The following is a 13,394-nucleotide window of genomic DNA, read 5'->3' on the forward strand; positions in this document are numbered from 1 at the left end:
CCTGATTTATTCAGGCAACTTCATCACCAGCATCAACGTCAACGAATGGAATCAGACCAGACTTTACACGGGCATCAATCCCGACCACTTTTCCTGGCTGCTTGAACCGGACGAATCGTTCAAGACGCCTGAAGCCGTCCTGTTCCATACGAAAGACGGCATCAACGGCCTGATGAAGGAAACGCATGCCTTCGTGCTCAATCACATCATCTCACCGAAGTGGCAGAACAAGGTGCGCCCGATTGTCTTGAACAACTGGGAGGCAACTTACTTTGACTTTGACGAAAGGAAACTGCTGGAACTGGCAGAAAAGGCCAAGGACATCGGCATCGAATGCTTTGCGGTTGATGACGGCTGGTTCGGGCACCGGAACGATGACCGGACCTCGCTTGGCAACTGGACCGTCGATGAAAGGAAGTTCCCGAACGGAATCTCTGCATTTGCAGGGAAGATCCACGAAATGGGACTGAAATTCGGCATGTGGTTCGAACCTGAAATGGTTTCTCCGGACACCAGGCTTTATGAAGAGCATCCCGAATGGGTCGTCGGACATCCCTATGAGAGAAGATCCGTCGGCCGCGGTCAATACGTCCTTGATTTTGCCAACCCGCAGGTCGTTGACGCCATCTATCAGCAAATGAAAGCCATCATTGAAGAAACCGGTCTTGACTACATCAAGTGGGACATGAACCGCAACATCACTGAGGCATACTCCAATTACCTGCATGAAAGACAACGGCCGCAAGGCGAATTCTTCCACCGCTACATTCTCGGCGTATACAGCCTGTATGCAAAGATTCTAAGCGATTTTCCCGAGATCTTCATTGAAGGGTGCGCAAGCGGCGGCGGCAGGTATGATCTCGGCATCATGTGCTACAGCCCGATGATCTGGCCAAGCGATGACAGCGATGCCGTTGAGAGGCTCGACATCATGTCAGGCGCAATGCTGGCCTATCCGCTGGCAGTTTTCAGCAATCACGTGTCAGCCTGCCCGAACGATCAGATCAGACGCAATACTCCGCTTGAAATGCGGCATGACGTCTGTGACTTCGGAGCGCTCGGATACGAGCTCGACATCACGAAATTAAGCGACGGTGAGTTGGCGGCAATCAAGGCAAACATTGCAGAGTACAAAAAGCAGAGAGAATTGATTTTATTCGGACAGTTCAGGCGTCTGCTTCCGTTTGACGAAAATGAAGTTTCATGGTGCGTCACAGACGGCAGTCAGTCGTTAGTTGGATTCTACCGCAAACTGGCACAACCGAACACGAGCATCTTTGATTACCTCAAACTGCCTTTTGCCGATGAAGACAAGCGCTACCTTGTCGACAGCAAACATCAGGTCAAGGGCAGCTGGCTTAAGAACAACGGTCTGTTGCTGCCATACCAGTTCAACGGCGCAAACGCGGATACCGCCGGACTCATCGGCGATTTTCAAAGTGCAAGGATCAGCCTTGAAGAGCTGAATTAACAACGTTCATCCCATTTTTAAACATCTTTAAACCAAAAAAGCAGCGAAGGACATCTTGTTTGATGTGCCTTCGCTGCTTTTTTGCATGAAGCGGCAGCTGCAGAAAAGCTCTGCATTTAAAATGAACCTCAGCCTTTGCGAATCTTGCGAACGCCGACCGTCAGCAACGGGATGATGACCAGGACGATGGCAAGGTACCCCATGTAGCCGTAACCGTACTTGATGATGTTCGTCAAGCCGCCTAAGGAGATGACCACCGACAAAATGATGATGAATGCCGACAGAACACAGCGTTTTGCAAAAAGCGTCGGCACCTTGTCGACAACCTTGCTGTTTTCAAAGCGGTCGACGAAGGCAAACGTCAGGGTGATGGCAGAAGAGACCAGACACAGGAGCAGGATCACGCCGTAAACGACCAGAAGCCAGTTGACCTTCATGGCCTGCAAAACCGTCAGCGTCGGCAGAGTCGACCCGTTCGGCGTCTTCGTGAACGTATTTTCCCAGCAAAGAAGCATGAAGACAGCCATTCCCAGACCGAAAGTATTCATGAAAAACGATGCAAGCATTGACTTGCCTTCAGCATTATTGTTCCTGCCCTTGAAAATTGCCCCGCAGGCAAGCATCGTTGGAATCTGCACGCACTGGAAGCCTGCATAGACAAAGGCATTCCATATTGCCTTTGGAAGGCTTGAAAATCCTTCGCTTTGGAAACGCACCGAGAAAAGATGGCCAACGTTGCCGGCCTTCAGGATTCCGTAGCCGTATGCAACGAAAATGCAGATCATGATTGCGGTTCCCATATAAGTACTGATCAATTGAACGGCCCGTTCGCCAAAAATCGTCGCAAGGAAGACCAGCAGGCCGACCAGAACGATGCAGACATAGTAATTCCATCCAAAGTACTGCACCAATGCGCTGGCCGCACCGGCAACCGCAACCGATACTGCCATGATGACCATGACGTAGAAGAAAAGTTCAAAGACAAGTTCCAGTTTGTCAAAGGGATGATAAAGTTTTTCGAATAATTCCTTATATGAATGCAAATCATATTTGTTGTATAACTTCATGGCAATTGCGATGATTCCGGTCAGGATGGCCATCGACAAGACAAGCGACAGCAGTCCGGCCCAGCCCGAACAGACAAAATACGTGTTTTCCTGATTGCCCGTCGCAAAACCTCCGCCCGCATGCGATGCAAACAAAACCATCGCAACGGACAGAATCGATGCCGTTGAAGCCTTGGCCGCCGTGTGATTACCCTTTTTCTCCATAAAAATTCCTCCTCAATGTATGATACCCTCATCAAATGCTCAATCGACGCTTTTTCCTAATAAGACAGAAAAGCGGCCGGCCGTTCAACCGAACAGCCAGCCGCTTTCGCAGGAAAACATTCTGCCATGCCGTCCGCATCCTTCGTTCAGGTGGTGCGGACAGTCACAAATATCCGCATCACCTAAATAATAATGACGCGAATAATGACGACGTTTAATTTCTTGTGAAGTCGCATGGCATTTTTCATCTTTTCCTACCTCGTTTCGTATTTGATGTCTTTTACTTTACCATGACCGTAATTAAAAATCAATAATAAAATTAGAAAAACCTTAAATTAAAATCCATTTGCGCTTCTTTCGAGTCCAAAACGCTTGATTTAACGGCTTTTATTTCTTAATTGATTTTCATCAAAAGAACATTTCCATGATTATAAGAATAGGATAATCATTATATGCTTAAGATTTTATCAACGCAAAAATACGCTTATTTTTATCCAAATCGAAACATTTTCTTCATTTTTCCGGTATATGTTGAATGTAACTGAAGATTGGAGGTATCGCATCATGAAAAAAGCAACTTCTCTATTTGCTTTGGCATTGTCGTTCATATCATTCTTATTTTATCTGACTCCTGACGACTCAGCAGAAGCCAGCAGCGCTCCTCCGGTTTCCGACGTAACGATTCCCGGACCGGGAACCTGGGACAGGGACGGTGTGGGAGAAGGTGACTCGTCACTTTGGCCGGGTTATCTCTACATGGCAGTTCAGGTCATGGGATACGGGCAGCCGACGGCATATCTTGACGGCAGAATAGTCAGAAGAGCCGTAAGTCAGCCCTATTTCTTCAATGGAAACATCGTCACCGGATTCAGGGACTTCTTTCACTTAAGCAACAAATCCGGTCTGACTCCGGGAAAGCATGTCTTTAAAGTGACATATACTTCGGATAACTTTCCATTCAATGAAACCAGCGCATCATATACATTTGACTATCCCTTGAAAGGAGGAAGATGACATGTCAGTCTCATCAGTAAACCCGACCTATTCGAGCAGGTATGTTACCTTCGACAAGACACCGTCTGCATCAAAATTCCAGGTTCAGGAAACCAAAAGTGACAACCGACAGCCGGTGCTGCTTGACGAAGGAGTCTTCGGAACGGCCTTTGTCGGAGAACCGCCCGTTCCGATAAAAATGGACAAATACGGAATTGATCTGTGGTATTCGGGAGGCTCGAAGAATGCCGGTAACGGCAAATACTATATCCAGCAGGGCGTTGCCAACTACACTGCTGACTCGACCGATGAAGATCCGACGGTGGCCATTTACGGAATCAACGATTACGGTGAAAAGTACAGCGAAATCGTTCATCTGAATGACATCGACCCGACAAACGCCACATACGGCGAGTTCAATGCCCTGTATCAGCACATCGCTGAAACGAGCAGTCCGCACATTTCGCCAAACGGAACATTCTTTGCAATTGATGCTCTGGAGTCAATGCATTTTCAGTATGACAAGAAATACAACTTCCTTGCACAGCTTGACCTGATGTCAGAAAAATATCAGGGAATTCATGATTACAGAGATGTCTCCCAGATACAGGACATGAAGACGGCCCTGATTGACAACTTCAATGAGAAGAATTCACAGGGCATAAAGGCCGGTGACAATCCGGCAGAACCGATTTTCTATGCCAGCGACATAGAAAATTCCCAGAGTGGTGTAAGCCTCGAAACTGCGGGTGAATACAGCAAGATGATCCAGAATATTGAGGAAAAAATTGACAAGGAGCAAAATGATGCCCTGCAGCGGATATTTGACAAGCTGCATGCACATAGAGTGTACGGTGGAAATGACCGCGATGAACGGCCGGTTCGGAAAAAGGGGAATGTCTCAGAAGACGGGATCTCCAAATAAAAGAGGCTGGAAAAAATCTGACTCAAGCAAAAGCTCGGATGGTTTGCAACTGATTGCAGATTTCATCCGGGCTTTTTATACTTATACAGCATTAAATGCAGGCTTCGCACGTAATCCGAGGCTGACATTTACGGGCAAATCTCAAAGACTTTTGCCCGTAATTTCGCCCTGGCGTCTGATTGAACAGGCGATGCGCAGCACTGCATTTGGCAAAAACAGTCAGTTCCCACGTATAGGAATTGAAAAAAGTGCCGGACAGAATCAGTCGACCTGCGACCTCCTTTGTTCGGCACTTCATCTTTTCCGGCCTCTTTGCCGGCCGGACACAATTAAATTGGTTATTTACGGACGATAATCCTTGTCAATAATCAGAACAGGCTTGATTGTCTTTCCGGAAACGGAATCGGCATTGGCCTGATTGATGTCTTCGAAGTCATAGAACTTCTCCGTCTTGTCGAAGTCAAACCAGCCGAGCTTGTAGAACTCAATCAGTCTTGGAATGTCAATCTGAGGGATTGAGTCGCCCATGTTGACGCCGACGACCTTCTTGTCGTCAACGCAGAGGTCATTCCATGTCGAAAGCTCGATCAGATGCGGTGTCACGGCGATGGCAGCACATGTTCCGCCCTGTGCGAGTGCGGAGACGGCATTCATGATCACTGCTGAAAGACCGGTTGTGTCAACGCTCCAGTCAACACCGTATCCTCCTGTAATCTCCCTGATTCTTTCAACCGGATCCTCTTCCCTGCTGTTGATTGTGTGCGTTGCACCGAGTTCCTTTGCAAGTTCAAGTCTCTCGGGAACGACGTCGACTGCAATGACCCTGATGCATCCGGAGATTCTGCCTGCCATCATGGCTGCAAGTCCCACCGCGCCTGTACCGAAGACGGCAATTGTGTCGCCCGGCTTTGGCTTGAGCGTGTTCAAAACAGTGCCTGAACCTGTAACGTATCCGCATCCGAGCGGTCCAAGCTTGCGCAGGTCGAGTTCCGGATCAACCTTGACCGCATTGCGCTGGTCAACGACGGTCGTTGTGGTGAAGGATGACTGATTGAACATGTCGGAAACGTGTTCGCCGTTTTCCGTAAAGTGATCGTCACCATCGGCCCTGACACCTGAAAGGTTGTACTTTGCATAACTGCGGCACTGCGTAGGCACGCCCTTCAGACACTTGTCACACGTTCCGTCAGAGTAAAACGACAGAATCACATGATCTCCGGGCTTGAAGTTCTTGACTTCACTTCCGACCTTCTCGACGATTCCTGCACCTTCATGACCCAGAATGACCGGATATCCAAGGGATGCATCCCCGCGACGGATGGCTTCGTCCGAATGACAGATTCCTGATGCAACCATATGTATCTGCAAATCAGTCGGTCCGACGTCATGAAGCTCAATGTCATCCCTGATTTCAAAAGGTGCTCCGACTTCCTTTACTACTGCTGCCTTGATTTTCATAATAACACCGCCTTATCAACTTTTGTTAACGCTTACATTGATTATTTTAAACCCTTTTCTCCAATCAGTCAAACCCTCCTGCCAATTTTCATAAGACAATCTTCATTCTCTGTCTCCAGCTCTGCTTTACCAAAAGGCACAAAATTCCCGCCCGTCTTCCCTTGAAATCCAGGGTTGCCCGTCCTGACTGCATTTTTCAAAAAATTCACACTGCACGCCAAAAATGATAACAAAAATATGGCAAAATACGACTAAGAAGGAGCGATTCTCATGAAACGAAAGAAACTAACATGGCTTTTCTGCCTGTTCTTTACAGCCTTTTTCTTCCTTGCACCGGCTGTTGCTCACGCTTCAGCCAAAGATGACATCGGAAAATACGACGTCACCGTCAACATCCTGAAAAACGGTGATGCAGAAGTCACGCATGAAGTTACATACAATCTTTCTAAAAAAGCCAATCAACTGACGCTTCCTCAAAGCATCAGCGGAACCGACGGCGTTTATTCGGTCAGCGTTTCCGTCGTCTCCGGATCAAGGAAAATTCGACTAAAGCAGGGAACTTCTCATAAGAAGAATACGTTTGAAACAAAGCAGACCAGGAAAAAACTCGAAATCACCACCTATGGAAACTACGGTACCAATCCGCTGAAATTCACGTACGTATACAGGCTGCACGGTCTGGTCACGAACTACAAGGACTGTGCCGAAGTCAACTGGCGCGTGATCAGCAGCAATCTGACCGTGCCGCAGCGAAACGTCGGCATTCACTTTGTCCTGCCTCAGAAAAAAGTCAGGTTCCTGCGCATCTGGAATCACGGAAATCTTGACACGGCCAAGACAAACGTCAGCTTCGGCAAGGGCAGGGTCGACGTCTCACTCAAGCAGAATCCCGCACATCAAAGTCTGAGATGCCACCTGCTGTTTCCCGCAGGCGTCACGCCGGAAAACAAAAAAGTCGTCAAGCAGCATTCAAAGGAACACATCGAGGCAATTGAAGACAAAAGACTTGAAAAATCAGTCAGAAAACGTGAAAGGAAGAAGAACACCTATAACATCATCCGCTTCGCCTGGCTTGGAGCAGTTGCCCTGAGCATCCTCTCATGGTTCATTTATCTGATCAAACACCCAATCAAGCAGAAAATCGCCATGCCTGATCCTGAATATTCATACGACCTGCCCAAGTATCCTGCAGAATTCGCCGAAGTCATCATGACAAACAACAAGCCGACACCGCGCGCATTTGCGGCATATCTGCTTGAGCTTGCCTTCGAAAAGAAGGTCACGATTGAAACAGTCCCGAACTCAAAGAACGATTTCTACATCAAGCTGGTAGACAAAGGCATCCTGCACGGAAATGAGCTGCTGAGGCTGCTGTTCGGACGCGTCGGCAGAAAAGGCCGTTTCACGCTTAAGGATCTTGAATCCTTTTCTCAAAACGACAGGCAGCGCCTGCGGTTGTCCTCTGCATTTGACAAATGGGCAGAAGACGTTCTCAGGCGTGCAAGAAATACAGGGTATTATGACCGGAAAGGCGAAAAACGAACACGCATCGCAGTCATCTGGTGCATCGCCAACATTCCGTTTACGGTCGCCTGCATCTGCATGTTCCTGGATAAGCTCCCTGTTGCAATTTTGCTTGCGGTTCTGATCATCTTCTGCGGTTTTCTGATTTCAAGGCTTTATCGCAATCGCGAAACCTACACCGCAGGCGGAATCACCATGCGCTATCGTCTCCTGTGCCTGAAGAAGACGTTCGAAGACATCCGCCGCATGAATCTTGAACCGGTCAAGGACAAGGTCCTTCATGAGCAGCTCGTTCCGTATTCAATCGTCTTCGGATCTTCAAGAAACACGATCAAGGCACTTAAAACCAATTTCCCGGCCAAAAGGCTGCAGATTGTCTTTGAATCCTACTACTTCCCGGTCTTCATCTTCTCGGACGGAGACTATGCGGCTTCTCTTTCAGAGGGACTGATGAGCGCAATCGCACCAATAAAGATTGACAAGATGAACACGAATGACGATCTGTCGGTCAAGTTCAAGAAGAGCCTGCTGGAAAAGCTCAGGAAAAAATGACGGAAAGAGGCTTTCGAAAAAGTCCGGACTGTCTCCTGAATCAGATGAAATGCCGGACAAAGGCGCCGGTTATAATGCCCTTTAAGCATACAGATGAAAAAGAAGATTCACTGTATGCCTGAAGGGCATTTTTTACTGCGTATCTCCTGCTCAATCAATGCGCAGGACAGATTTACGGACATCCTGACGTTTTTCGGAATCTGCCCGTAATCCCATCCTGACATGCTGCATTCGGCAAAAACAGTCATCAGCACTCACCTTTACGTAATCTTTACATAAATGAGTCATTGCCCTTTACATGAATACGTTATCTTTTAGGTGAAAACAAAGGAGAGATTAATATGAAAAAGCGTCTCATGACTGTATTTCTCGCCATATGCACGCTTCTCGCCTGCACAGGCTGTGCGAAAAATGCAGATTCCGGAACACAAGCCAGAAGTTCAACGTCAACTAAGAAAACCGAGATTATCGTTGCAGGTTCGACCGCCTTTGAGCCGCTTGTCAAAAAGGCCGTTAAACGCTACGCACAGTTCAATCCGTCCGTCAAGGTCAACGTTTCGGGCGGAGGTTCGCAGGCGGGCTTGAATCAGGTTGATCAGGGCAAGGTCGAAATCGGAACGAGCGACTTCTTTGCCGCACAGCAGAACATCGTCAACCGGGATCACCTGAGCGACTACAAGGTGGCAGTCGTCGGCATCGCCGTTGTTGCCAACAGAAAACTCAAGATCAGCAATCTTTCAGCTTCGCAGCTCAAGGACATCTTCTCCGGCAAAATCACCAACTGGAAACAGGTCGGAGGAAGGAATCAGAAGATCACAATCGTCAGCCGCGCGGACGGCAGCGGTTCCAGAAAGGCATTTGAACTGAACATCATGGGCAAAACGCCGATTGCGGCCGCAGAAGAACTGTCATCAAGCAGGCATCTGGCAGAATATGTCGCAAAAACTCCCGGAGCAATCGGCTACCTTGCATTTCCCTATCTGAAAAACAGCAGAACAAAGCTCAAGAAAATCAAGATCGACAACGTGACGCCGACTGCAGAACACGTCAGGGACAATTCATGGAAAATCTGGGCCTACGAGCACATGTACACGCGCGGAATGTCGCGCGGCGAAGCCTCCAAGTTCATCACCTACATGCTTGGAGACGACGTCCAGGACGGAATGGTGCAAAAGGCAGGCTACATCAGCATCCACGACATGGAAGTCCAGAAAGACGAGCACGGCGCAATGGTCAGGACCGGAAACTAGCCGCCTGCAGTAAATTCAATTCCCTTTAACTAAAAAGGCCTCGCCCGAATGAACCCGGACGAGGTCTTGATTTACATTCTCCTGAAAAAATAAATCGAACCGGACAGCAATGCGCACATGATGATGAAAAGCTTGCCGAACCTCACGGGACCGATGCCGATGTGTCCCCGATGCGTCAGTCTGAAGATCAGCAGGATTCCGATGACGATTGCGGAACAGAACAGAAGAACTCCAGTAAACAGATTTTTTAAATCGATTTTTCTCATACTTTTTCCTTTCCTCTGACATGCGGCAGAAAGACAGTTAGTCAGTTCATGATTGCAGAATGCGCAGAATCCCCGTTCCGTATGCGTCAACGGCAGAATCATCCACGAAGAGTCCCGCTGATGGTGAAGTTGAAGTACGTCTCTCATACCGTACGCGCTGGAGGAGTTGGTTTCCATTTTCCACTGCCCCTGCTTTCATCAAATGTTCAAGGGCTATTATAACTCAATCCTTCAGAAGTTCTCCAGTAAAATATATGTTATAATCTGTGTGATGTCTCAAAGGAGGAATTCATTATGAAAGGAACGATTTTCAACACCTGCATGATTCTTTTCGGAAGTATTCTGGGAAGTCTTTTCAAGAAGGGAATGCCGGAAAAATACCATGAAATCCTGATGCAGGCGCTCGGTCTCGCCGTGGTTGCACTCGGCTTGAATACAGTGGTGCAGAACATGCCGCACAGCAAATATCCGGTTCTGTTCATTCTGAGCCTTGCCGCAGGAAGCGTCATCGGGTCCTTCCTTGACCTTGAATCGAGGTTCGACTCACTTGTCTCAAGGCACTCGAACGGCCAGACCGCGCAGGGCATTTCAACCGGCATTCTGCTCTTCTGCATCGGAACCCTTTCAATCCTGGGGCCGGTCAATGCGGCATTGAATCATGACTATACATATCTGTTTACGAACGGGATGCTTGACGGCGTCACTTCGACCGTCCTTGCATCCGGATACGGCATCGGCATTGCCGTCTGTGCACCGGTTCTCTTCTGCTGGCAGGGTTCAATCTATCTTTTCGCCACACTCTGTGCATCATCCATCAGCACAACGCTTCTGACCGAGCTTTCAATTGTAGGCGGCATCCTGATTCTTGCATCCGGTATCAATATTCTGGGACTCAGGAAAATCAGCATTATGAATCTGCTGCCTTCATTGCTGATTCCTCCGATTGTATTGATGTTTCTTTGAAATGTTTCACGTGAAACAGGAAGCATTCTGAATTCCACGCTCTTTTTCTTCAACAATCTGAAAGTCCGAACAGGATGAAGTAGTCTAATGATTGTGGGGTATTTTTTATGACCAAGTACAGTCCGGAACTGAAAGCGGATTAGTAAATATAATCAGGGAATGGCAACGAGTACACAATTAGCTCGAGAATATAACCTCAATTCAAGGGTTATTCGAAGCTGGATTCAAACATATCGACTTCAAGGCAAAATTCGCCATAGTAGAAATAACAGAATATTTGACACTGATTTTAAACTGGCTGTGATAGACTATTATCAAACACATGAGGTAACCATAGCTGAAGTTGCTGCCAGGTTTGATCTACTTCCAGATCAAGTATCCCATTGGAGGACACTATTTAAAATGGGTGGTATAGAAGCTTTGCGTCCTCATCAAAGGGGAAGGAAGCCAAAACAAATGAAATCACCAAAACACCCGGAAAATAAACCAACATCATCAGAATTGAGCGAAAATGGGCGGCTGAAGGCAGAAATTGTCAAGCTAAAGAAAGAATTGTATGATGCATGTCTGGACGCAGCCATATTAAAAAAAGCGGCGGCCCTGTTCTGGAACTCAAAGCACGACGGAAAACGATGATTCTTGACCAGATCAGGGCCGAACAGTTACAAATGTGTAAAGGGCGGTTGTAAAATGTAGGAAATCGGCGGTTTAAAATTGTCGGTTTTCCTACATTTTTTGTATACTCACTTTATTAATCTTTTGAGGAAGTGATGAGTATGCGAAAAGACGTTTACGAAAGGATGAGATATTTTGTGTTAGAGAAGATAAAACCAAATTACTCCGCTGTTGCACGACAATATGACGTTGATCCAAGAACCGTCAAAGCGGCATATTTAAGAGCTCAGAGTGATAAAACAACAGTTGTTAGGAAGCATCGAATCCGTCGCAGTAAGCTAGACGGATATCGAGACATCATTGAAGACAAATACGCTGCAGGTTGTTCTGCCAGATCGATTTATGACTTTATCGTTGAAAAAGGCTTTACTGGCAAGTACACAATCGTTAAAGATTATTGTCGTCGTTTTCGTAAAGCACAAACAAAAAAAGCGACGATTAGAGTTGAGCATACAATTGGATTAAGTGCTCAAGTTGATTGGAAAGAACAGGTCACAATGACCGATCGGAACGGTGTTTCACATACATTCAGTATTTTCTTATATGTCTTGCCTTATTCCAAATTCAAGTTTTTAAAACTAACCCTGGATCAGAAACAGGATACTTTATTCAAATGTTTATTTGAAGCCTTTAAGGCTACCGGTGGAATTCCTAAAGAGATTTGGTTTGATAATATGTCGACTGTTGTTGACCATAAATTAAGTGACTTTCATCATCATCGATTTAACGAACGATTCTTGTCATTTAGTCATGATGCGGGATTTCATCCAATCGCTTGTCGGCCATTCAGGCCGCAAACCAAAGGCTGCGTTGAAGCCTTGGCAAGAACGATGGGACGACTGAAGCCTTACGATGGAGAGTTCGGTACCATTAATGACTTGAATGATATCGTTAATCGATTATCCAAGCGCCTCAATCACGAGAAGTCACAAGGCAATAACCAGAAGCCGGTTGAATTATGGGCAAAAGAAAAAGAGCATTTCCGGCCTCTCAATTACGATCTCACAAGATACTTCGACAGCGTCCAAACCAGAAAAGTATCGCAAGACTCAATGATTAGATTTCAAAACCATCAATACTCTGTTTCCCCTAATTATATCGGAAAAGAGGTTGAAATTAAACCAGCAGCTGATGGTAAATCTATTCGTATCTTCTATCAAGGATCTGAAATTAAGAAACACGATTTAACCAATAAACAGTTTAATTACGATCCTCGTGATAAACATGCCATTCTTAAAAGTGATTTGCTGGAAGACAAAACAGATGAAGAAATTGATCAGTATATGCTTAATAATCTCAGCATTTATGATCAGATTGGGGAATAAAATGAATCAATATCAAAGATTAGTCGACAATTTAACGAAGCTGAATTTAAATAATATGGCCGCATCAATTGCGGATTATCGGCAGCAAGTCAATGACAGTCAAATCAGCTTCAGCGAGGCACTATTAGAGTTAACGGATAAGGAGATTGCCTATCAGCGACAAGAAAGCTTAAAGCGAAGAATAAAGCGGGCTCGTTTTCCGATTGTCAAACGGCTCAGTGATTTTAATTATCAATTTCAGCCTTCGGTTAATCGGCAGCAAATCGACGAGTTTGCGACCATGTCATTTCTGGATAATCAAGAGAACATTATCTTTATTGGCAGTCCTGGCGTGGGCAAAACACACCTGTCCATCGGACTTGGCATCGAGGCATGCCGGCAAGGCGTGCGAACATTGTTCATAAACTGTCACGAATTAATTCTCAGATTGAAGGCAGCTCAAGAAAAGCAACATCTGGAACGAGTAATGCGTCGATACGAAAGGTATGATCTGTTAATCATTGATGAACTTGGGTATTTACCGATATCGGCGAATGAAGCCAAGCTGCTGTTTCAACTAATAAATGGCCGTTATGAACGCAAATCAACGATCATAACGACCAATGTGCCATTATCAAGTTGGGGAACCGTCCTTAATAGCATGGCAACCGCAGAAGCCATTTTAGACCGCCTTGTCTATCACTCACACGTGATTAAGATCAAGGGAAAGTCATACCGTTTA

At 46.5% G+C, this 13,394-nt stretch carries 12 protein-coding genes and 1 pseudogene; 10 read left to right on the forward strand and 3 right to left on the reverse strand.

The annotated features are described in order from the left end of the window. Positions 1–1,471, forward strand: a 1,471-nt coding sequence (locus V7Z60_RS06215; RefSeq protein ID WP_334116982.1) for an alpha-galactosidase, incomplete at its 5' end; no start/stop codon positions are given. Positions 1,472–1,599: 128 nt separating this feature from the next. On the opposite strand, the gene V7Z60_RS06220 is transcribed toward V7Z60_RS06215, so the two are convergent. Beyond that, positions 1,600–2,742, reverse strand: a complete 1,143-nt coding sequence (locus V7Z60_RS06220; protein WP_334116983.1) for a hypothetical protein — start codon at positions 2,740–2,742, stop codon at positions 1,600–1,602. 564 nt (positions 2,743–3,306) lie between these two features. On the opposite strand from V7Z60_RS06220, the gene V7Z60_RS06225 reads away from it, so the two are divergent. Together V7Z60_RS06225 and V7Z60_RS06230 are read left to right on the forward strand one after the other, a co-directional pair. Next, positions 3,307–3,756: a hypothetical protein gene (locus tag V7Z60_RS06225; protein ID WP_334116984.1), complete on the forward strand. Its 450-nt coding sequence runs from the start codon at positions 3,307–3,309 to the stop codon at positions 3,754–3,756. A 1-nt stretch (position 3,757) separates the two neighbouring features. Continuing rightward, positions 3,758–4,660, forward strand: coding sequence for a hypothetical protein (locus tag V7Z60_RS06230; protein ID WP_334116985.1), 903 nt, complete (start codon positions 3,758–3,760; stop codon positions 4,658–4,660). Positions 4,661–5,002: 342 nt separating this feature from the next. Here the strand turns inward: V7Z60_RS06230 and V7Z60_RS06235 are convergent, their stop codons facing one another. Continuing rightward, entirely contained in the window at positions 5,003–6,118 is a 1,116-nt protein-coding gene (locus V7Z60_RS06235; RefSeq protein WP_334116986.1) for an NAD(P)-dependent alcohol dehydrogenase, read from the reverse strand. Positions 6,119–6,388: 270 nt separating this feature from the next. Between V7Z60_RS06235 and V7Z60_RS06240 the strand changes: the two genes are divergently transcribed. Continuing rightward, a complete protein-coding gene (locus V7Z60_RS06240; RefSeq protein WP_334116987.1) occupies positions 6,389–8,194 on the forward strand; it encodes a DUF2207 domain-containing protein in 1,806 nt (601 codons plus the stop codon). Between the two features lie 341 nt (positions 8,195–8,535). Next, positions 8,536–9,444 (forward strand): phosphate ABC transporter substrate-binding protein PstS family protein, encoded by a 909-nt coding sequence (locus V7Z60_RS06245; RefSeq protein ID WP_334116988.1) that lies wholly within the window; start codon positions 8,536–8,538, stop codon positions 9,442–9,444. Positions 9,445–9,515: 71 nt separating this feature from the next. Here V7Z60_RS06245 and V7Z60_RS06250 read toward each other — a convergent pair whose 3' ends face one another. Then, entirely contained in the window at positions 9,516–9,710 is a 195-nt protein-coding gene (locus tag V7Z60_RS06250; RefSeq protein ID WP_334116989.1) for a hypothetical protein, read from the reverse strand. A 294-nt stretch (positions 9,711–10,004) separates the two neighbouring features. Between V7Z60_RS06250 and V7Z60_RS06255 the strand changes: the two genes are divergently transcribed. The 5 genes and pseudogenes from V7Z60_RS06255 to istB all read left to right on the forward strand — a co-directional run. After that, entirely contained in the window at positions 10,005–10,673 is a 669-nt protein-coding gene (locus V7Z60_RS06255) for a DUF554 domain-containing protein (protein ID WP_334116990.1), read from the forward strand. Positions 10,674–10,832: 159 nt separating this feature from the next. Beyond that, a pseudogene (locus V7Z60_RS06260) lies at positions 10,833–11,060 on the forward strand (helix-turn-helix domain-containing protein); the annotation flags it as partial. A gap of 15 nt (positions 11,061–11,075) precedes the next feature. Continuing rightward, on the forward strand, positions 11,076–11,309 hold the full coding sequence (locus V7Z60_RS06265) for a hypothetical protein (protein WP_334116993.1): 234 nt from the start codon (positions 11,076–11,078) through the stop codon (positions 11,307–11,309). A 140-nt stretch (positions 11,310–11,449) separates the two neighbouring features. After that, positions 11,450–12,673, forward strand: a complete 1,224-nt coding sequence (gene istA / locus V7Z60_RS06270) for an IS21 family transposase (protein WP_334116991.1) — start codon at positions 11,450–11,452, stop codon at positions 12,671–12,673. 1 nt (position 12,674) lies between these two features. Next, positions 12,675–13,394 (forward strand): IS21-like element helper ATPase IstB (gene istB, locus V7Z60_RS06275; protein WP_334116992.1); only part of this gene is annotated, 720 nt, incomplete at its 3' end.

The organism is Ligilactobacillus sp. (assembly GCF_036846325.1).
Taxonomy (GTDB): Bacteria; Bacillota; Bacilli; order Lactobacillales; family Lactobacillaceae; genus Ligilactobacillus.

What these genes read in the sequence shown, in the direction of transcription:
- V7Z60_RS06230 (WP_334116985.1), top strand. Translation starts at nt 3,758, where the DNA reads ATGTCAGTCTCATCAGTAAACCCGACCTATTCGAGCAGGTATGTTACC.
- V7Z60_RS06250 (WP_334116989.1), bottom strand. Translation starts at nt 9,710, where the DNA reads ATGAGAAAAATCGATTTAAAAAATCTGTTTACTGGAGTTCTTCTGTTC.
- istA (WP_334116991.1), top strand. Translation starts at nt 11,450, where the DNA reads ATGCGAAAAGACGTTTACGAAAGGATGAGATATTTTGTGTTAGAGAAG.
- V7Z60_RS06225 (WP_334116984.1), top strand. Translation starts at nt 3,307, where the DNA reads ATGAAAAAAGCAACTTCTCTATTTGCTTTGGCATTGTCGTTCATATCA.
- V7Z60_RS06255 (WP_334116990.1), top strand. Translation starts at nt 10,005, where the DNA reads ATGAAAGGAACGATTTTCAACACCTGCATGATTCTTTTCGGAAGTATT.
- V7Z60_RS06220 (WP_334116983.1), bottom strand. Translation starts at nt 2,742, where the DNA reads ATGGAGAAAAAGGGTAATCACACGGCGGCCAAGGCTTCAACGGCATCG.
- V7Z60_RS06245 (WP_334116988.1), top strand. Translation starts at nt 8,536, where the DNA reads ATGAAAAAGCGTCTCATGACTGTATTTCTCGCCATATGCACGCTTCTC.
- V7Z60_RS06265 (WP_334116993.1), top strand. Translation starts at nt 11,076, where the DNA reads ATGGGTGGTATAGAAGCTTTGCGTCCTCATCAAAGGGGAAGGAAGCCA.
- V7Z60_RS06240 (WP_334116987.1), top strand. Translation starts at nt 6,389, where the DNA reads ATGAAACGAAAGAAACTAACATGGCTTTTCTGCCTGTTCTTTACAGCC.
- V7Z60_RS06235 (WP_334116986.1), bottom strand. Translation starts at nt 6,118, where the DNA reads ATGAAAATCAAGGCAGCAGTAGTAAAGGAAGTCGGAGCACCTTTTGAA.